At 48.4% G+C, this 20,346-nt stretch carries 19 protein-coding genes; 9 read left to right on the top strand and 10 right to left on the bottom strand.

Translation table 11 applies throughout. The features are described from left to right. Nucleotides 1–16 precede the first annotated feature (16 nt). Both BM293_RS04295 and BM293_RS04290 read left to right on the top strand, forming a co-directional pair. Nucleotides 17–310 (top strand): DUF1840 family protein, encoded by a 294-nt coding sequence (locus BM293_RS04295; RefSeq protein WP_093447064.1) that lies wholly within the window; start codon nucleotides 17–19, stop codon nucleotides 308–310. Beyond that, entirely contained in the window at nucleotides 304–2,586 is a 2,283-nt protein-coding gene (locus BM293_RS04290; protein WP_093447063.1) for a TonB-dependent receptor, read from the top strand. The genes BM293_RS04295 and BM293_RS04290 overlap by 7 nt, the downstream gene beginning before the upstream one ends. Here the strand turns inward: BM293_RS04290 and ubiB are convergent. From ubiB to hslU, 7 genes are read right to left on the bottom strand one after another with little or no spacing between them, the layout of a single operon-like run. Beyond that, nucleotides 2,558–4,201: a ubiquinone biosynthesis regulatory protein kinase UbiB gene (ubiB, locus tag BM293_RS04285; RefSeq protein ID WP_093447062.1), complete on the bottom strand. Its 1,644-nt coding sequence runs from the start codon at nucleotides 4,199–4,201 to the stop codon at nucleotides 2,558–2,560. The two genes, BM293_RS04290 and ubiB, sit on opposite strands and share 29 nt — an antisense overlap. 9 nt (nucleotides 4,202–4,210) lie before the next feature. Next, nucleotides 4,211–4,498 (bottom strand): hypothetical protein, encoded by a 288-nt coding sequence (locus tag BM293_RS04280; RefSeq protein ID WP_093447060.1) that lies wholly within the window; start codon nucleotides 4,496–4,498, stop codon nucleotides 4,211–4,213. Next, entirely contained in the window at nucleotides 4,498–5,253 is a 756-nt protein-coding gene (gene ubiE / locus BM293_RS04275; protein WP_093447059.1) for a bifunctional demethylmenaquinone methyltransferase/2-methoxy-6-polyprenyl-1,4-benzoquinol methylase UbiE, read from the bottom strand. Before ubiE ends, BM293_RS04280 begins: the two co-directional genes overlap by 1 nt. Further along, entirely contained in the window at nucleotides 5,250–5,633 is a 384-nt protein-coding gene (locus BM293_RS04270; RefSeq protein ID WP_093447057.1) for a gamma-butyrobetaine hydroxylase family protein, read from the bottom strand. Before BM293_RS04270 ends, ubiE begins: the two co-directional genes overlap by 4 nt. Nucleotides 5,634–5,635: 2 nt before the next feature. Next, entirely contained in the window at nucleotides 5,636–5,908 is a 273-nt protein-coding gene (locus BM293_RS04265) for a DUF2442 domain-containing protein (protein ID WP_093447056.1), read from the bottom strand. Continuing rightward, entirely contained in the window at nucleotides 5,905–6,213 is a 309-nt protein-coding gene (locus BM293_RS04260; RefSeq protein ID WP_093447055.1) for a DUF4160 domain-containing protein, read from the bottom strand. Before BM293_RS04260 ends, BM293_RS04265 begins: the two co-directional genes overlap by 4 nt. 11 nt (nucleotides 6,214–6,224) lie before the next feature. After that, complete coding sequence (gene hslU / locus BM293_RS04255; protein WP_093447053.1) at nucleotides 6,225–7,544, bottom strand: ATP-dependent protease ATPase subunit HslU; 1,320 nt, start codon at nucleotides 7,542–7,544, stop codon at nucleotides 6,225–6,227. 173 nt (nucleotides 7,545–7,717) lie between these two features. Here hslU and selD point away from each other — a divergent pair, with 173 nt between their 5' ends. The 6 genes from selD to hslV are packed head-to-tail and all read left to right on the top strand — an operon-like array spanning nucleotide 7,718 to nucleotide 12,980. Next, on the top strand, nucleotides 7,718–8,764 hold the full coding sequence (gene selD / locus BM293_RS04250) for a selenide, water dikinase SelD (RefSeq protein WP_093447052.1): 1,047 nt from the start codon (nucleotides 7,718–7,720) through the stop codon (nucleotides 8,762–8,764). After that, a complete protein-coding gene (mnmH, locus tag BM293_RS04245) occupies nucleotides 8,761–9,864 on the top strand; it encodes a tRNA 2-selenouridine(34) synthase MnmH (RefSeq protein ID WP_093447050.1) in 1,104 nt (367 codons plus the stop codon). The genes selD and mnmH overlap by 4 nt, the downstream gene beginning before the upstream one ends. A 35-nt stretch (nucleotides 9,865–9,899) precedes the next feature. Further along, nucleotides 9,900–10,757, top strand: coding sequence for a diaminopimelate epimerase (gene dapF / locus BM293_RS04240; protein ID WP_093447049.1), 858 nt, complete (start codon nucleotides 9,900–9,902; stop codon nucleotides 10,755–10,757). Further along, nucleotides 10,758–11,474 (top strand): DUF484 family protein, encoded by a 717-nt coding sequence (locus BM293_RS04235; RefSeq protein ID WP_093447047.1) that lies wholly within the window; start codon nucleotides 10,758–10,760, stop codon nucleotides 11,472–11,474. A 1-nt stretch (nucleotide 11,475) separates the two neighbouring features. Further along, entirely contained in the window at nucleotides 11,476–12,408 is a 933-nt protein-coding gene (locus tag BM293_RS04230) for a tyrosine-type recombinase/integrase (protein WP_093447046.1), read from the top strand. Between the two features lie 17 nt (nucleotides 12,409–12,425). Continuing rightward, nucleotides 12,426–12,980 (top strand): ATP-dependent protease subunit HslV, encoded by a 555-nt coding sequence (gene hslV / locus BM293_RS04225; RefSeq protein ID WP_093447044.1) that lies wholly within the window; start codon nucleotides 12,426–12,428, stop codon nucleotides 12,978–12,980. Here hslV and BM293_RS04220 read toward each other — a convergent pair. Both BM293_RS04220 and BM293_RS04215 read right to left on the bottom strand, forming a co-directional pair. Then, nucleotides 12,977–14,515 carry a class I SAM-dependent methyltransferase gene (locus BM293_RS04220; protein ID WP_093447043.1) on the bottom strand — a complete coding sequence of 513 codons (1,539 nt, stop codon included), beginning with the start codon at nucleotides 14,513–14,515 and terminating at the stop codon, nucleotides 12,977–12,979. The genes hslV and BM293_RS04220 overlap by 4 nt on opposite strands. 50 nt (nucleotides 14,516–14,565) lie before the next feature. Then, nucleotides 14,566–15,429, bottom strand: coding sequence for a YdcF family protein (locus tag BM293_RS04215; RefSeq protein WP_093447041.1), 864 nt, complete (start codon nucleotides 15,427–15,429; stop codon nucleotides 14,566–14,568). Between the two features lie 103 nt (nucleotides 15,430–15,532). Here BM293_RS04215 and clpB point away from each other — a divergent pair, with 103 nt between their 5' ends. Beyond that, entirely contained in the window at nucleotides 15,533–18,100 is a 2,568-nt protein-coding gene (gene clpB / locus BM293_RS04210; RefSeq protein ID WP_093447040.1) for an ATP-dependent chaperone ClpB, read from the top strand. Between the two features lie 288 nt (nucleotides 18,101–18,388). Here the strand turns inward: clpB and BM293_RS04205 are convergent, their stop codons facing one another. Further along, complete coding sequence (locus BM293_RS04205; protein ID WP_093447038.1) at nucleotides 18,389–20,341, bottom strand: PhoX family protein; 1,953 nt, start codon at nucleotides 20,339–20,341, stop codon at nucleotides 18,389–18,391. Nucleotides 20,342–20,346: the final 5 nt, after the last annotated feature.

The raw sequence follows: 20,346 nt of genomic DNA, 5'->3' as shown, positions 1-20,346 counted from the left end.
ACAAGAGTCCATTAACATGATTCTATTTAGTACCCCGCATCATGCGGATGTGAAAATGTTCGATGATCTGGCCAAGTTTGCGATACAAAAAATGGGTGCCAGTGATGCGCTGCCGAGTGCTTTATCCGGCGAGCAACTGAGAGTAAGTTATGCAAATTTAATCAAAGCACGAGAACAGGCTCAGCAAACGGCGGCCAAATGGGGTGAAGATGGTGTTGCTTTGGCTGTTCGACTCGCGCCACTTGAGGCATTACTTGATTATGCGGTCGCAAATAAACAAATGGTGATGTGGGAGCACTCGGCTTGGTAACAAGATATGGTTTAAAAAAATGGTTATTCGGTTTAGGTTTAACCAGCTCTTTACTGGGCACGGTTAGCAGCAGTTGGGCACTCGATGATGCCGAGGCATTGGCTGAGTGGCAGTCGTTTTTAAATCAGCAAACCGAGCTGGTGACGCGAACAAAACTGAATGCGGACTTTGTCCCGGGTTCGATTACCGTGTTACATGGTCAAAATTTGGTTAACTACGGGGTTCGAACCTTAGCTGAAGCCTTAGCTTTAGCGCCTAATATCGAAATGCAAATTAATTTGCTAGGCCAGCGGGTAATTGTTATGCGCGGTGTGGGTGCGGCCTTTTCTAATTCAAGTGTCAAAATCATGCTTGATGGCGTTAATACGGTGCATGCGAGCCAGGGGTTTGCGCAAACCCTATTGCATATGCCGGTTGAGCAGATTGAGCGGATTGAGATTATTCGCGGTGCGGCAACCGTTGTGCATGGTGAAGATGCGATTGCCGGTGTGGTAAATATTATTACCCGTGATACGCCGCATGCCCATCTGGCCGTTGGCTCGAATGGTTATCGTGGTGCGTCGATTTCTCAAGGCTCGGACCTAGGCGCAGGACGGGTGCGCATTAATTTGAGTGCTTGGGGTCATCAGGCGACGGGCGTGCGCGCTGAAGGTGATGCGGTAACGGTGTTTTCGGATGCCATTGATAACCGCACCGGCTTAACATTTGGTTTTGAGGAATATTCAGTTGCCCCAGGCCGAGTCAATAATCAGCGCGCCTTTGAGCAGCTGCAGCTAGGTTGGCAATCCGAGCAAACGCAGCTCAATTTTGCATACAATCGCCTGCGCACCGGTGATTTTTATGGCGTGATTGAGTTTTTACCGCCCAGTGACGAGCGTTATGCGCAGACCTATGAAGATTATCTAGTCAGCTTGAATCATGAGCAGGCATTGACCAATAATCTGCGCAGTGTCACGCAGTTGTCGCTAAGTCAATTGAGTTATGATCTAGATACGCTATATGTACCTAAAAACTATAGTGATGAATCACTAGCTAGTTTGGATGCTTTAATTGATTTGACTTGTGCAGGTGAGCCGCCCCGCTGTATAGAAAGACTTAGAAAAAGTATTGTGCCTTACACTTATCAACAAGCCTATGTTAACCAAGTCCAAGAGCAGCAGGCTCAATTAGAGCAGCACTTCATCTATGATCTCAATGATACGCATCGCGTCCTGTTTGGTTTAGATTTTCGTTGGTTGGAAATTACAGATGCAAATGCAAAGGGCATCCAAAATCTGCCAAGTAGCGATCATGAAAATGTTAAAACTCGTTCAGGTTCAACCGGTGATAGCAGGCATACATTAGCGCTGTTTGTGCAAGATGAATGGCGGATGAGTGAAGATTTTACATTAACGGCCGGATTAAGATGGCAGCAAAGCTGGATTAACTATACCGATCGATCAAAGGATGGTCAACAACTCAGCAATCCATGGCAAGATCTTGAAGTCGCTCAGATTACACCGAAGCTGGCTGCCGTTTGGCAAGTTGAACCACAACATATTTTTAAGGCGCAGTACAGCCAGAGTCACATTACGCCGCCAATTAATCAAGTGACCGATGTGGGTAGTGTAAAACCAGGAGAGCGCTTGCCTTATGCAGCTCAAACGGATCACTATGAGCTAAATTATATATATGCCGGTTATGCGCAAACCCATCGGGTAAGCTTGTACCACTCTGAATTTGCCCAACTGGCACAGGGCACAAATTACTATCATTATTTTAACGAATTGAGTGCGAGCGACTTTGGTCAACAAGATTATGCTGGCTTAAGTCAAATCCGAGCGCGTGGCATTGAATGGGATAGTGATTTTCGGTTAACTTCGCGTTGGCGAGGGTTTGCAAATTTAAGCTTTAATCAAACAGATGACCTCTCCGGTAATGCTGTCGTCGGGTCTCGCCCTTATTTAGGCCGCTTAGGCTTGGATTATAAATTTAATGATGCGCTGCATTTAGCCGGTAGTGTGTCGCATGCCGCTCCTTTGGCCTTAGAGCCTTATGATGACCGTGATGATTTACCGAGTTACTGGTTATGGAATGCGGCAGCAAACTATATGTTACCCGCCCGCGGTTGGCGGGCTAGGTTAGCTGTAAATAATCTCACTGATGTGCAGGTTGCCAGCCCATCACCGCTTAATATTACGTTGAGTAAGCTTGCAGAGAGGCCTGTTGCTCCTTATGCCAATGGCTATTTGCATCAAGGCCGTAGTATTACTTTGAGTCTAAATTATCAGTTTTAAGCACTAACCATGCGGCACTAATCAGTAGGGCTGCTTGTATCCAGCCGGCCATGTCTAGGCCATGGTTTTGCAATTCTAAGTAAATGGCTACGCCAACCAATGCGATGGCAATGGCTCGGCGGCGTTGTTGTTTGGCTTGGTTTTCCAAGGCTTTTTCGAGTCGCGCGATTTGACCGGAATGCAATTCTAATTGACCATGCGCGGCTTTATTCAGCACCGAATGCACCAGGCCTGGTAGTTGCGGCGCGTTTTCAATCCAAAATGGTAGGTTGCGCTTGGTGTTTTTGACGAGGCTTTTTAGGCCAACCCGTTCTTTCATCCAGTCTTCTAAAAAGGGTTTAGCGGTATCCCATAAATCCAATTCATCATCCAGCTGACGCCCTAAGCCTTCAATGTTTAATAGGGTTTTTTGCAATAACACCAATTGCGGTTGCACCTCCATACCAAAGCGACGTGCGGTTTGGAATAAGCGCATTAAAAATAAACCAAATGAAATCTCTTTTAACGGACGATCCCAAATCGGTTCACAGACCGCGCGAATGGCGGATTCAAGTTCATTAACGCGGGTCTCTTTTGGCACCCACTCAGATTCAATATGCAGCTCAGATACGCGCAGATAATCGCGATTAAAAAATGCCAGAAAGTTTTCGGCTAGATAACGCTGATCTTCCGGTGTTAGCGTACCCATAATCCCGAAATCAATGGCGGCATAGCGACCATCAGGTAGCACAAAAATATTGCCCGGATGCATATCCGCATGGAAGAAGTTATGTTTAAACACCTGGGTAAAGAAAATCGTTACGCCCTTGGCTGACAGGTCGGTCAGATCAATGCCTTGTGCAATCAGTTTTTCGGTTTCAGAAATCCGCGTGCCATAAATACGCTCCATCGTCATCACGTGTTCATTGGTGTGCGACCAGTAGATTTCAGGTACATACAGTAGGTCTGAGCCTTCAAAGTTGCGTTTAAGCTGTGCAGCATTGGCGGCTTCACGCATCATATCCATTTCATCGAGGATGGTTTTTTCAAATTCGCTCACCACTTCGGTGGGGTGTAAGCGGCGACTTTCCTTAACCGCGATTTCGACCAAACGGGCCAAGCTGAACATAATGGACACATCTTGCTCAATCACCGGTTTAATATCGGGGCGCACTACCTTGACGACGACGTCTTCACCGCTATGGAGTTTGGCGGCATGCACTTGCGCCATCGACGCCGAAGCCATCGGCGTGGCCTCAAATTCAGCATAGGCCTCAGCAATTGAGCGCTTGAGTCCTTTTTCGATAATTTGACGTGAGCGGGTTTCATCAAACGGCGGGCAATCATCTTGCAGTTTGGTCAGTTCAACCGAAATGTCTTCAGGTAACAGGTCTTTACGGGTTGAGAGGGCTTGGCCGAGTTTGATAAAAATCGGTCCAAGTTCTTCCAAGGCTAGGCGCAGGCGCAGACCCCGATCACCTTGGTGGGTCGCGCGCCAGTTCCAAGGGAAAAGCACACGATTAAGCCAAATCAATGCGCGGTATTTGCTGTTGCCCAGCACCATTTCATCGAGTCGATAATGGGTAATGACCCGGTTAATTTTGATTAAACGAAATAACTGTTTGATGGGGTTCATAAGAGGTCTTTAAGGGTTAATGGCGTTGTTCATACGTTGAATTCGCGCATCCATTTCATTAAGGCGGTTGTCAAGTTCAGCGACTTGCTGGGCAAAGGTTTCGAATTCAGTGCGTGCCGGTAATAGATCCAATTCATAACGCAGATATTCTTTGAGCATCTGCTCGCCGTCATCCTTAAACGCACGGGTTTGGTCTTTAAATTGGCGCACGCGATAGCCTATTTGAAAGGCGAGTGGATCGCCGACTAGCTTCGCTAAATCTTCTTCCCAATCTCGTTTGGCACGCTCTGTGGTCATTAAAATTTCCATCCTCTGTGTAATGCAACAATTCCGCCGGTCATATTCATATAACTGGCACGATCAAAGCCGGCATCCAGCATCATCTGTTTTAAAGTGTCTTGATCAGGATGCATGCGGATGGATTCAGCAAGATATTGGTAACTTGCCTCATCTTTGGCGATTAACTTGCCCATTTTGGGCAGGATTTTAAAGGAGTAAACATCGTAAGCTTGACTCAGCAGCGGGCTATGTACTTTAGAAAATTCTAAAATAAGTGCCTGCCCACCGGGTTTCAGTACACGATAAATTTCAGCTAGTGCTTGGTCTTTATGGGTGACATTGCGCAAACCAAATGCCATGGTCACCACATCAAAATGATTGTCTGGAAAACTCAAGGCTTCGGCGTTAGCGACGTTAAATTTGACCTGGCTGCCAACGCCGGCATCAATTAAGCGATCACGCCCAACACGCAGCATGGATTCATTAATATCAGCGAGGACCACTGTGCCGGTTTTGCCGACTTTTTTCGCCATTGCTAGGCTTAAGTCTCCGGTGCCGCCCGCTAAATCCAATACCGTCATACCAGGGCGTACGCCACTAAGTGCGATCGTTTGTTGTTTCCACAGTCGGTGAATGCCCATCGACATGACATCGTTCATCAGGTCATAGTTGTCAGCGACGGAGTCAAATACACCTTTAACTTTTTTGACTTTTTCATTTAGGGGGACTTGGCTAAAACCAAAGTCGATGGTGTTGTGGTCTTGTTGGTTCATTTTCCCGCTTCCTTTTTAAGTCGCGTTAAGTCTGGGTGGCTGTGGCCGGCACGCATGACGCGGCGTAAATAATCCACCCAGCAGGCCTGGTAATTTTGGCCAAGTTCATACAAACGTTCCCAGGTGTAAAGGCCACTGTCATGACCATCATCAAAATGGAGCCGAATCGCATAGTTGCCTACCGGACTAATCGCCTCAATACCCACATCCTGTTTATCAAGTTGCAAGGTTTCTTGCCCGGGCGCGTGGCCTGTTACTTCGGCAGATTGTGAATAGACCCGTAAAAACTCACAGCTGTAATCAAATGTCTGCCCATCATCAAAACTTATCAATAGCCGGCGAGAGGCTTTTTTGAGCGTAATATCTGTTGGGTAAGGCATGATTAGGCCGCCTCTGGGCTTGGTGTCTCTATGTGGCAGTTGTCATATAAATCAGCAATAGGGAAGCAGAGATCAAAATCTCCCCATTCTAAGTCCCCATCTGTAAGGCGATAGGCTTTAAATAAAGAGAGATCTTGATATTTGCTAATCGCTGGATTGAGTGATGATTTTATAAAGTGCGCAAAATCTATCTTTTGAATTTTTCCGTCATTGAAAAATAGTTTAAGTTGATAGTCACCAAGATAATCAACCTTATCAATTTTGAGGGTTATCATCGTTTTACTCTCCCTTCAATATGAATACAGGTGATGGATTTGTGATAAACAAAGTAATCAATCCAACGTTGGATAATTTGATCGCTAAACGCAGCAACAAATTCTTTAAAGTCTTTTTGTTTCGCAGGTTCTAGCGGTCTTTTGCCACGCACCTCTTTTATTAAAATATCGACCAGCTTGCCATCTATTATGATTAACTCTGCCTTGTTTTCCATACCTTGAAACTTACCATAAACATGAATTGGCTCGTGTTCATTCGAATAAAACATAATGATAATACCAAGGTATTCAAAAAGTTTTGGCATTCAATCCGTCCTTAGAGAATATATTGCGATAAATCCTGGTCTTTTGCGAGGGCACCTAAGCGCTCATCCACAAAGGCCGCATCGACAACCAAAGCTTGACCTGACTGGTCAGGTGCATCATAAGAGGCTTCTTCAAGCAGGCGTTCCATTACCGTATGCAAACGGCGCGCGCCAATATTCTCGGTGCTTTCATTGACTTGATACGCAATTTCAGCCAGGCGCTGAATGCCCTCTTGGGTAAAGCTGACATTGAAACCCTCGGTGCCTAATAAGGCGGTTGCCTGGGTGGTTAGCGCCGCTTTCGGTTCGGTCAGAATGCGCACAAAATCTTCAACGCGCAAGGATTTTAGCTCCACTCGAATCGGCAGGCGGCCTTGCAGCTCAGCAATTAAATCAGCGGGTTTGCTGATATGAAACGCTCCAGAGGCTATAAATAAGATATGGTCAGTTTTGATCATGCCATATTTCGTTGAAATGGTGCTGCCTTCGATAAGCGGCAGTAGGTCGCGCTGTACGCCTTCGCGTGACACATCACCGCCACTGGCCCCACTGCGTTTGGCCACCTTGTCAATTTCGTCGATAAATACAATGCCATTTTGTTCAACGTTTTCAACGGCTTGAGTTTTAATGTCATCGTCGTTGACTAAACGCTGCGCTTCTTCATCTACCAATAAGCGCAAGGCTTTTTTGATAGGCAATTTGCGTTTTTGTTTTTTGTTGCTGCCTAATGATTGAAACATGTCTTGTAGTTGCGAAGTCATGTCTTCCATACCAGGAGGCGCCATGATTTCAACATGCGCAGGGCTCATTTTAAGGTCGATTTCAATTTCTTTATCATCCAGTGCCCCTTCACGCAGTTTTTTGCGGAATTTTTGGCGTGTGTCAGCCATGGCTTCGTGGCTATCGTCTTCTCGTCCTCGTGCAGGCGGTAGTAAAATATCTAAAATGCGTTCTTCGGCGGCATCTTCAGCGCGGGACTTGACTTTTTGTACGGCCTGTTCGCGCTGCATTTTGACGGCGTTATCGACCAGATCACGAACAATAGAATCGACATCGCGCCCCACATAACCTACTTCAGTAAACTTAGTGGCCTCTACTTTAATAAAAGGCGCATTGGCGAGTTTGGCTAGCCGGCGGGCGATTTCGGTTTTACCCACCCCGGTTGGGCCAATCATTAGAATATTTTTTGGAGTGACTTCGGTGCGCAGCTCTTTGGGTAGCTGCATCCGGCGCCAACGATTACGCAGCGCAATGGCGACCGCTTTTTTGGCGTCATCTTGCCCGATGATGTGTTTGTCGAGTTCATGAACTATTTCTTTTGGCGTCATCATGCTGGTTGCGCACCTCAATATCAAAAATTTAAAGCTCCTATTATAGTCCAAATGGCCGCTGTTCGAAGCCCTATGATGTGCGCAATTGGGGTAAAAATGTCAACAATGAATGGGTTAGATGACATGGTTATCCGGCTAGTTTGCTGTCATAATAAGGCTTTTAGGTGATTTTAATGGATGTGCTGTTAACGCAATTTAGTCATGGTGCGGGCTGCGGTTGTAAGATTTCGCCTAACCAACTTAATACAATTTTAGCTGGTGCAAGATCGAGTCTAAATTTTCCAGGGCTTGTGGTGGGGCATGGTGCGAAGGACGATGCCGCTGCGTTTGATATCGGCGATGGCCGAGTGGTGTTATCGACCACCGATTTTTTTATGCCCATAGTGGATGATCCCCATACGTTTGGGCGTATTGCCGCGACCAATGCGCTGTCAGATATTTATGCAATGGGTGGGCAGCCCTTAATGGCGATTGCGATTCTCGGTTGGCCAATGGATAAGCTCAGTCCAGAGATTGCCGCCGAGGTGATTGCCGGCGGCCGCCAAGTCTGTGAGCAAGCCGGTATTCCGCTAGCGGGAGGGCATTCTATTGATGCGCCGGAGCCAATTTTTGGTTTAGCGGTAACCGGTATAGCCAACCAATCTCACTTAAAAACCAATAGTATGGCGCAGGCAGATTGTGATATTTTTCTGACCAAACCATTGGGTGTGGGGATTTTAACCACCGCGCAAAAACAACAAAAAATTAGCGCAGCTGACCTAGCCCATGCCATCAATAGTATGTGTCAGTTAAATACTATCGGGGCGCATTTAGCTGATTTTGATGGGGTGACCTGTATTACCGATGTGACCGGGTTTGGTTTGCTGGGACATTTGCTAGAGGTTTGCGAGGCAAGTGGTATTCGTGCGCGTTTAGATGCCAAGACGATTCCTTTATTGCCCAATGTTATCGCCTATTTAGAGCAGGGTTGCGTACCGGGCGGCACGCTGCGTAATTGGCACAGTGTCCAAGACAAGGTCGCGGCCTTGGATGAGCAGACGCAGCGTTTATTGTGTGATCCGCAAACATCGGGCGGATTGCTGGTGATGGTTAAACAAAGCGCGCGAACTGCGTTTCAGGCCTGGTGCCAGCAACAGGGTGTTGATTTACAGCCGATTGGACAGACTTTCAAATCTGCGTTAAATCAGCCCAATGCGCCGATTATCGAGGTTGTGCAATGAGTCGTGAGTTACCGACAGTGGACAATTATGCCGCGATTGCCTTAGCGCAAACCCCGTTATTAGACGTGCGGGCGCCGGTTGAATTTGAACGAGGTGCGATTCCACAGGCCACTAATTTACCACTTATGAATGACGATGAACGTCATCAAGTCGGACTCTGTTATAAACAGCGCGGCCAGCAGCAGGCGATTGCATTGGGGCACCAGTTAGTGCAGGGTGAGTTGCGTGCAGAGCGTTTAGCAAGCTGGCAAGCCTTTTTTAGCCAGCATCCCAATGGCTTGCTGTATTGTTTTCGGGGCGGTCTGCGCTCGCGTACGTCGCAACAGTGGCTCGCTGATGCCGGTGTGGAGGTGGCGCGTATTGCCGGTGGTTACAAAGCTTTTCGCCAGTATTTAATCGACACGCTTGATCAAGCGGCCGAGGCATTAGAGCAGGGTGCATTGGCTTCTTGGATACTCGCTGGGCGCACAGGTTCGGGCAAAACGGCGTTATTAGCACAGTTACCCGGTGCAGTGGATTTAGAAGGACTCGCCCAACACCGAGGTTCGAGTTTTGGTGGTCGTGCTTGGTCGCAACCCTCGCAAATTGATTTTGAAAACCGTTTGGCCTACCGTTTGATTGAGTTGAATGCGCAGCCAATCCGACAACGGGTTTTCGAGGATGAAGCGCGTAATATTGGTTCGGTACATTTATCTGCGCCCTTGTTTAATGCAATTAAAGCTGGTCAGCGGATCGTGTTAGAGGTGCCGTTTGACACGCGCTGCCAACATATTTTGCAAGAGTATGTGATTGAAGGGCAGTTGGAATTTGGTGGTTTAAATGCGTGGATGGCGCATATGCAAGCGCGGTTTGCAAGGATTGCCAAACGCCTTGGCGGTGTGGGTTATACAAAATTAAGTCATGCTTTTGAGCAGGCCTGCATTGAGCAGCAAGCAACGGGTGATTTTGTCGCTCATATAAGCTGGATTGCACCCTTGTTGCAAGACTATTATGATCCTATGTACGATTATCAATTGAAGCGACATAGTCAGCCGGTCATTATGCGTGGCGGTGAGCAAGATGTTTTAGATTTTATGCAGCATAGCAGTAGCGCCAACTAAGCGCGGGTGATGAAAGCAGGTGATAAGGATAAGCAGTGAATATCAAATTTAGCAAAATGCATGGCTTGGGCAATGACTTTATGGTGGTCGATGCCATTAGTCAGTCGACTGAATTTTCACCAGGCCTGGTGAAAGCCTTGGCCAATCGCCATTGGGGGGTGGGTTTTGATCAATTGTTAGTGGTCGAAAAACCGCAATCGACCCACGCCGATTTTCGTTATCGGATTTTTAATGCCGACGGTTCGGAAGTGCAACAATGCGGCAATGGCGCACGCTGTTTTGCTCGCTTTGTCTATGATCAAGGGCTGACGCAAAAACGTGAAATTCCGGTCGAAACCGCCTCGGGTTTGATTGTGTTGTATTTGGAAGCCGACGGCCAAGTGCGCGTCAATATGGGCGTGCCGCGTTTTGAACCTAACGCCTTGCCATTTGAGGCTGAGCAGCAAGCCCCGACCTATCAAATTGATGTTGATCACCAAGCCTGGTTAATCGGTGCGGTGTCGATGGGCAATCCGCATGCGGTCTTGATGCCATTTGAAGATGTAGCACAAGCACCGGTCGAAAACCTGGGTGCGGCGTTAGAATCCCATCCGCGCTTTCCTGAGCGCGTGAATGTCGGCTTTGTGCAACTGATCGATGCCGAGCATATTAAATTGCGGGTGTTTGAACGCGGTGCAGGCGAAACCCAAGCCTGTGGCACCGGCGCGTGTGCCGCGATGGCGGTGTTGCGTTTGTGGGATAAGGTGAGCGAACAAGTGACCGTGTCTTTGCCAGGCGGTGATTTGCAGATTCGTTGGTCGGGCAAGCTGGATGAACCTTTGTGGATGACCGGTCCGGTGGCGACGGTTTTTTCGGCGGAGTTAGATGCTTCATTTTGGAACGAAGGAACTTAGATGACCACAGATAATAAAGGGCTGAGAGCCGATGAAGTAGCGGAATATCTCGCTAAAAACCAACAGTTTTTTCATATCTTTCCGGGCCTGCTAGATGAGCTTAGCATTCCCCATCCGGAGTCAGGTAAAGCGGTATCCTTACTAGAACGTCAGGTGTGGCAGTTACGTCAGCAAAAGCAACTCTTGCAGGATCAGGTTGATTCATTGGTCAGTATTGCCGGTGATAACGGGGTGATTATGCAAAAGCTGCATCACTTAGCCTTGCGTTTATTACAAGCGCCCACCCAACAAGCGGCTTTGGATGCACTTTATCAGCAGTTGCAAGGTCCGTTTGCAGTGGAACAGGTGACCTTATTTAGTTGGGAGTTGCCCAATACCAGTTTAGCAGGCCTGCAGCAACTAGGCGTGCGTCAAGATTGGGTAGCGAGTTTAAAGGCCAGCCTGACGCCAGGGCAGCCGGTGTGTGGCTTTATTGAAGCACAATGGAAGCAAGGCTTATTTAAAACCACTGAACCGATTGAGTCGATGTGCTGTGTGCCCTTGGGTTGGCAATCGGTGTGGGGCGTGCTGGCGTTGGGTAGTCACAGTAATCGTTTTCAGCCTGATTTAGGCATTTATTTTTTAAAGATACTCGGTGAGCTGGTCAGTTCACAGTTTAATAATTTGTTTAATGATGCGTTACCCGCCGAGCCTGAATTAACCCTGAGTCAGTCCTAATATGGGCCACGAAATCCTACCGATTGATGCTTGTCTGAGCGCCTTGGTGGCCGAGTTAAATGCGCAACACTATTCGCCTCATTCCATTGCCAATTATCAGCGTGATATTTTGGCTTACCAGGCCTGGTGCCAAGCGGGTACTGGCACTAAGTCCTTAAACAGTCACGATTTTTGGTCAGCGCAAAAGCTGCAAGACTTTGAGGCGTATGTGATGGCCATGAGCGAACAGGCGCTGCATCCACGTACCATTCGTCGCCACTTGTCAGCTTTGCGGCGTTTTTATCAGTTTATGCTTCGGCAAGGTTGGGTAGCGGACAATCCCGTGCAGTGGGTGCAAGCCCCCAAAGCCGATAAGCCGCTGCCAAAAAGTGTCTCAGTGGATAAGATGCAACAACTATTAGACCAGCCAGCTGACACCGCTTTGGCGCAGCGTGATCAGGCGATGTTTGAGTTGCTTTATTCGTCTGGGATCCGAGTAGCTGAGTTAGTGAGTTTGCGCTATCCGGACAGCCTAACCCAATTAGATGAAGGCTATATTAGTGTGGTGGGCAAGGGCAATAAGCAACGCCTTGCGATGGTGGGGCGGACTGCGATCACCGCCTTGCAGGTCTGGTTGCAGATTCGTCCGCAATGGGCTAGCCATGATGATGCGTTGTTTATTAGTCAACAAGGCAAGGGCCTGACCGTGCGCAGTGTGCAAAAGCGTTTAGCGCAACGTGGTCAAGCCGCCGGTCTAGATAGCCGTATCAGTCCGCATCGTTTGCGCCATGCCTGTGCAACCCATGTGTTAGAATCCAGCGGAGATTTACGGGCGGTGCAGGAATTATTGGGTCATGCGCAACTGAGTACGACTCAAATATATACCAAATTAGATATGCAACATCTGGCGCAGGTGTATGACAAGGCGCATCCACGCGCGCGAAAAACCAAGTAGAAAAGAGGAAAACCTTTATGGAACACCGTTCGGATACCATTTATGGAACGACGATTTTATGTGTCAAACGCCATGGCAAAATGGTCATAGGCGGTGACGGTCAGGTGACGCTCGGTCATATCGTGATGAAGGGCAATGCGCGTAAAGTGCGCCGCTTGTATGATGGCAAGGTGTTGGCCGGGTTTGCCGGAGCAACGGCCGATGCCTTTACGCTGTTTGAACGCTTTGAAGGCCGTTTGCAAACCCACAATGGTCAATTAATGCGCGCCGCGGTCGAAATGGCGAAAGATTGGCGTACCGACCGCGCGTTGCGTAAACTTGAAGCGATGATGATTGTCGCTGATGCGGACACCATGCTATTGATTTCCGGCACTGGCGATGTCATTGAGCCTCAAGATGATTTTATCGCGATTGGCTCAGGCGGCAGCTATGCGCACGCAGCAGCGCAGGCCTTAATGCGTCATAGCGAATTGGGCGCCGAAGAGCTGACCCGCAATGCTTTAACCATTGCGGCTGATTTATGTATTTACACCAACCACAACCTCACAATTGAGGTGCTGGAAAAGGCTTAACCTATCCCTAGCGCCTTAAGCATTGGGTATTCGCGGTTAATAAAATTGCTGGCGCGCTGGGTCAATTCAGCCAAGTTGTCTTCGGCTGACTCAAGCGTGCGACCATACTTCATCACCCCTTCACCGAGGGGTTCTAAAATCGTCCAAACAAACTCGGCTAAGGCTTCAGGCGTTTGCTGACCTTGTTGATAGCCTTGCAAAAACAATTGACTGAAACGTGCTACTTCAATTCCACCGCCGGTGACCGGACAGGCTAAAAAATAAATACTGGCACTGCCATGGGCTTTAGCCATGAGCGCTTGGTTAAACTTATCACAGCGATTTTTCACTGCCGCAATAGCCTCGTCACTTTGTGCCGATTGAATTTCACCGCGATGGGTAAAAATAAACATCGCTTGTACAATTTCCTGCAAACCAATCTTGCCGTGGCTGGCCAGCGCCTGTTCGATTTCACCAAGGGTGTGGACTTGGTAATCAGCTAAATAGTCGAGAATGGGGTTGTAAATATCAGCCGCTAAATCGGCAATACCGAGCGCACCTTCTAATACTAGCGAAATCGCGCCGCGTGGTTTGGTCATCACCACACGTTCGGCACGCAGCCCATTAATCACTTCAACGGGATTGAGGCTTTGTGCGCCTTTAGTCCAATAATCTTTGCGGAATTTTTTATCGACGCAAAAATCGCGCGTGTTTTCTCTGAGCGCCACATCGTCAATTTGATTAAGTAATTGTTGTTGTTCAGCGGACAAGTTAATCGCTTCAATGAGATCAAGATAACTGGCCGAGCTCGCGTAATCTAATTTGGCCTCCGCCATAACCTCGGCCATATCGGCAAAATCCATCGGTTGCCAATCGCGATTGAAATATTCATGCGCCAGATAATGGGGATCTTGACCAAGCAATTCTTGCAGTTTAGGCGCAACCTGACTATTGGCCGTGGCGTGCAAAGGTTGGGTTTTTAAAACTTGATCAGCAAATTGCAAGGCTTGGCGAATCCGTTGCGCACTGCCTTCGCCCGGTGCACCCATGCGCTGGGTATGCTGTACCAATAAACGGCGTAAAGGCATAATCTGCGCCCAACCGACTTGGGTGTTATAGCTGACATAGACCACGCCGCCGACCTTTAGGTTTTTCTTGATAAAGGCCATGATCAGTTGACGGTTTTCATTGGATACCCAAGTCCACACGCCATGTAAGCAAATAAAGTCAAATTTGGGCAGATCATCACGCGCTAAAAACTCGGCAAAGGATTCATCAGTAAACTGGGCATTGGCTCCACTGGCATTGACCAGGTTTTGTGCGCATAAGGCTTGCGAGGGTAAAAAGTCGTTACCCCACCATTGCGCTACCGCCGCGCTGGCATGGATCGCTGCGCTTAACCCTTGTCCAAAACCAAGTTCGCAGGCGGTACTGACTTTGGGTGGTTCTATGCCGGCATTCAATAAGGCCAAGCGCATCCGCAGTGGATTGAGTTCTTTGTAATAACCATAGGTATAGCCAATATCGGCTACATAACCTGATGTCCAATCACTCATTTGTCCGTCCTTTTAGCTGTATTAAAGCGTTGTGATTCAAAGTGTAGTCATTATAACCCTTCAAATGGGTTAGGCCGAGGCGTTTGTGTTGATGCTGGATTTTGTTCCGTACTGGCGGGCTTTGGCAACCAGTGTTCGGATTTACCGGTGAAAAAATAAACCGTCAAGCCAATCCATTCACGCCAACCCGCTTCCAGTGCCTTTAAATGATCATAGAAATCAAAATTGACCTGGCGTAGTTCACGACTATTGCTACGGTAATCCACGGGATAGGGAATCACATTAATCCCTTGTTGGCGTGCAATACCGACCGAGCGTGGCATATGGAAGGCAGAGGTGACCAGTAGATAAGTGCCGTCAGGTTTGAGTAGCGGTTGGGTATTGCGAAAGTTTTCATAGGTATTACGCGATGCCGATTCCAAGATTAAACGCGAAGGATGCAGTCCCATATCAAGAAATACTTGTTGGGCAATATGGCCTTCTGCACCGGTGTTTTGTAATTGAATCGAACCGCTGCCACCGCTAAAAATTACTGGGGCAAACGGATAGATGTCAGCCAGTTTTTTGGCGGCAATATAGCGGTCACCGCCCAAGCCCAATTCGGCCACATGCCAACTTAACGAGCGTTTTAAATCTTCGCCGCCGCCCAGAATAATGATGCCATCAATATGTTCGGGGAGTTCGGTTGGTGTGCTAAAACGTTGTTCGAGCGGCTGAATCACCCAGTCGCCAACCGGATAGCTAAGCACCAGGCCTGCTAGTAAGGCATTAGGAACCAGTAGCCACTTCGCCAGTTTTCTTAAGTTCATGAGCAGTAATATGCTGCCTAAGATAAAGATGATAATGATCAGGTTGCCGGGACTGAGTAGCGCCCAAGCGAGTTTTGAGAGATAAAAAAACAAGGTATCAGTCATGGTGGTGTCCTGTTATTAACCTGTGGATTAAATTTTTAAACTGCTCTTGAAAGCCTTGCGGCTAAATCCCATATAAAAATTAATGAAATTTGAGGATTCAGCCATGATGGATAAATTTACTAGCCAGTTTCAAGCTGCATTAGCACAATCGCAGTCGCTGGCAAATAGTCAAGATAATCAATTTATAGAACCTTTACACATTCTAGCGAGTTTATTGCCTGAGCAGGGGCATTTATTGCGGCTGGCAGGGGTGGATGTGAATGCGCTCAATCAAGCTGTGCAAAGCAAGCTTAAAACCCTGCCGCAAGTCAGTGGCGCGGGTGGTGATGTGCAGATTTCGCGTCAAACCGGCGCGATTTTGAATTTAATGGAAAAACAAGCTCAGAAAAATAGTGATGCCTACATTTCGAGTGAGTTGTTTTTTCAGGCCGCTTTGCAATCGAAAGATACGGTAGCGGATGTATTAAAACAAGCAGGCCTGCAGGAAGCCAAATTAACCCAAGCCATTCAACAAGTACGAGGAGGGGAAAGCGTGCAAGACCAAAACGCCGAATCCACGCGCCAAGCGCTGGAAAAATACACCATTGATTTAACTGCACGCGCCGAATCGGGCAAACTCGATCCGGTGATTGGACGCGATGACGAAATCCGCCGTGCGATTCAGGTTCTGCAACGCCGTACCAAAAACAATCCGGTATTAATCGGTGAACCTGGCGTGGGTAAAACCGCGATTGTGGAAGGCCTGGCGCAACGTATTATCAATGGCGAAGTACCGGAAGGGTTACGTAACAAACGTGTGTTATCGCTGGATTTAGGCGCGTTACTGGCCGGTGCAAAATACCGTGGTGAGTTTGAAGAACGCCTGAAAGCGGTGCTGAAAGACCTGTCGAAAAACGAAGGTCAGGTGATTTTGTTTATCGACGAAATTCATACGATGGTGGGTGCGGGTAAAGCCGAAGGCGCAATGGACGCGGGCAATATGCTCAAACCGGCATTGGCGCGTGGCGAACTGCACTGCATCGGCGCCACCACCTTAAACGAGTACCGCGACAATATTGAAAAAGATGCCGCGTTAGAGCGTCGTTTCCAAAAAGTCTTGGTGGACGAACCGACCGAAGAAGACACGATTGCGATTCTGCGTGGTTTAAAAGAACGTTACGAAGTGCATCACGGCGTGGCCATTACCGACCCAGCGATTGTGGCGGCGGCGCGGTTATCGCAACGCTATATCACCGACCGTCAATTGCCAGATAAAGCGATTGATTTGATCGACGAAGCCGCCTCGCGCATTCGGATGGAAATCGACTCCAAACCGGAAGAAATGGACAAACTTGACCGCCGTTTAATCCAGCTCAAAATGGAGCAGGTGGCGTTGAAAAAAGAGAAAGACGAGGCCTCGAAAAAACGGCTTGAGTTGCTGAATGATCAGATCAAAGAGCTGGAAAAACAATATTCCGATTTTGAAGAGGTCTGGAAAAAAGACAAGGCCAAGTTGCAGGGCGCTCAGCAATACAAAGAAGCACTCGACAAGGCGCGAACTGAAATGGAAGTGGCGCGTCGTGAAGGCAACTTGGCGCGTATGTCAGAATTGCAATACGGCGTGATTCCTGATTTAGAAGCCAAAATTAAGGCGGCTGATGAGCTGGAAATGACCGACGGCAAAAGCGAAATGCACCTATTGCGCAACAAGGTGTCTGAAGAAGAAATTGCCGAAGTTGTGTCGCGTTGGACGGGGATTCCGGTTTCGCGCATGATGGAAGGCGAGCGCGAAAAACTGTTACGTATGGAAGATTCGTTGAGCGCGAGAGTTGTGGGGCAAGCTGAAGCGGTGCAAGCTGTGTCGGATGCGATTCGTCGCTCACGCGCGGGCTTGTCTGACCCGAACAAACCCAACGGTTCATTCTTGTTCCTCGGGCCAACCGGGGTAGGGAAAACCGAGTTGACCAAATCCTTGGCGGATTTCCTGTTCGACAGTCAGGATGCGATTGTGCGGTTAGATATGTCAGAGTTTATGGAAAAACACTCGGTCGCGCGTTTAATTGGTGCACCGCCCGGTTATGTCGGTTATGAACAAGGCGGGTATTTAACCGAGGCGGTGCGCCGCAAGCCTTATTCGGTGATTTTGCTGGATGAAGTCGAAAAAGCGCACCCGGATGTGTTTAATATCCTGCTGCAAGTGCTGGACGACGGGCGTTTAACCGATGGTCAAGGCCGCACGGTGGATTTCCGCAATACGGTGATTGTCATGACCTCGAACCTCGGTTCGCAGATAATCCAAGAACTGTCGGGTGAAAATAATTACGATGCGATGAAGTCAGCGGTCATGGAAGTGGTCGGTGGTCATTTCCGCCCTGAGTTCGTCAATCGTATTGACGATATTGTGGTGTTCCACCCATTGGGTAAAGGACAGATTCGCGCGATTACCGACATTCAACTTGAGAGCTTACGCCAGCGCTTGACCGATATTGATTTGAAAATTGAGGTGTCGATTCCAGCGTTGGATGTGCTGGGTGAGGCTGGGTTTGATCCGGTGTACGGTGCGCGTCCATTAAAACGTGTGATTCAGCAGCGTCTGGAGAATCCGCTCGCGCAACGCATTCTAAAAGGCGAGTTCCAACCCGGTTCAACTATTCATGTTGAGCTGGAAGACGGCGAACTCAATTTCCACTAATTAGCTACTCACTTAAATCTGTCATGCTCCTAACCCCGCACCAGCGGGGTTTTTTATAGCCAAAACCCAACCACCAGGCCTGGTTGTGGTTTAGCGGTCAGTAGTGATACTTTGGTTGGTTTTTGAGGTTTAAGCATGAAAGCAGAAATGGTGACGACGTTAAAACGTCAAGCGACCAAAATTTTGGCGGCTGTGTAGATAGTTTTATTCTGGTGTCGCTGGAAAAAGTAAAGCCCAAAAAACGACAGCGTTATTTGGGCTAGGGTTATTAAGTAATTAGGCGGGGTTTTAAGTGCCGATGCCCCCGCCATCGGTTTTAGTAATCACCACGGTGGCTGATCTCGGCACACCATAGCCCATGGGCCAACGTGAACTAAATTGATTGCGTTTAAATGCGTCAGCCGTAGTGGTCGCGCCAGGGTGTTGCACGTTGATAAACAACGTTTTGCCATCAGGTGTGGCGGTAATGCCGGTGATTTCTTTGCCAATTGGACCGACTAAGAACCGGCGTAAATCACCGCTGGCTGGATCGCAGGCTAACATTTGATTATTACCAAATTGGGTAAACTCACCCGTATTCAATACACGCTCACTCATATCAGTTTGAATCCATAGGCGCCCATCCTTATCAAACCATAAGCCATCTGGGGCATTAAATTGATTGGTGTCATTGAGCGGCACACCCGCAAACTCAGAATCACTTTGATCACCTGCCAACAAAAAAATATCCCAGTTAAATTGATTTGGCAGGGTGCTAGACTCTTGCCAGCGGATGATATGACCATAAGGATTGCCGGCACGCGGATTGGCCGCATCTACTTGTTCGGCTTGGCGGCGGGTGTTATTAGTTAGGGTGAAATAAACCTCGCCTGAATTTGGGTCAATCGCGCCCCATTCAGGGCGATCCATTTTCGTGGCGCCCACTAGGTCAGCGGCTAAACGCGTGTTGATTAATACATCACCTTGACTATCAAAGCCATTTTCAGCAGTCAAAGGTCCTTGCCCAAAAACCAAAGGCAGCCACTCACCCCGACCATCCTCATGAAATTTGGCTACATACAAAGTGCCTTCGTCCAACAGACTTGCTTGCGGCTTATGTTTAGAGTAGGGGGCATCGCTTACATAACGATAAATATATTCAAAACGGGCATCATCGCCCATATAGCATTCGATGGGTTGACCTTCAACGGCGGGTCTAAAAATGACGCCCTCATGAGCGAAACGACCTAAAGCAGTTCGTTTAATCGGTGTGCTATGCGGGTCGAGTGGATCAATTTCAACTACCCAGCCAAATTGGTTGGGTTCATTAACAAATTCATCGTCGGCTTTAAAACGTTGGAATAGGTCAGCATGAGCCGCCGAACTTTTAGCGCGCTCCCAGCCATAACGCCCCGAGGTTTCCCTGCGCACGCCATAGCGTTGTTGTTCACGTGGTTGACTGGTGGGGTTATAAAAATAGCCCGCCCAGTTTTCTTCACAGGTTAAATAGGTACCCCAAGGGGTGACGCCATGCGCGCAATTATTAATCGTGCCACGGCCTTGGGTACCATCCGGACTAAACGGCGTGCGCATTTTTTCATGTCCACGCGCTGGACCGCTAATCTCCATCAGGGTAGTGGCATCGATGCGGCGATTGAGTGGACTGCTGGTGGGTAGCCACTCGCCTTGCTCATCGCGTTTGATATGCACGACAGTGACACCGTGTGCGGCCATTTCGTCTAATACCTCTTTGGCGTCACGATGCCCGTCTGAATCAATATACACCGCAGACGAGCTAAAGGTGCGACCCTGATAACTGTTATGTAAAAAACGCGGCTCAATATACTCATGATTGAGCACGAGTAGGCCTTCATCATTGCCGCCATAGATGGGAAAAAAGTGCATCCCATCATGATGACTGCCTATCGTGAGATCTAGGTCAGGGTGGGGCAGGCGCGAGCCAAATGGCAAAATGACCTGGTATTGATAGCCCTCAGGCAAGATGATTGTATCGGCTTCACTGACCATGACAGGGTTAAAACCCAGTCGAGAAGCAGGCCTGCTGACGGATGATGGCGTGTTTTCGTTTGCTAAAGCCGCTCCTTTGGGGAAGGTTAAAAACGCCAAGCCTAAGCTGCCGATTAAAAAGTCGCGGCGCTTGAGCTTGGGGGCTAATACCTGGTAAAACGCTGGGTTATTGCTGGTATTACACAAGCGCTCATCCGCGTCTTGATGATCAATACGATGGTTAGTTAAGGTCATTACTT

It is taken from the genome of Thiomicrospira sp. ALE5, assembly GCF_900112445.1.
Lineage (GTDB): Bacteria > Pseudomonadota > Gammaproteobacteria > Thiomicrospirales > Thiomicrospiraceae > Thiomicrospira.
The sequence above is the reverse complement of the archived record's forward strand: the minus strand, read 5'-3'. Positions and strand labels throughout refer to the sequence as shown.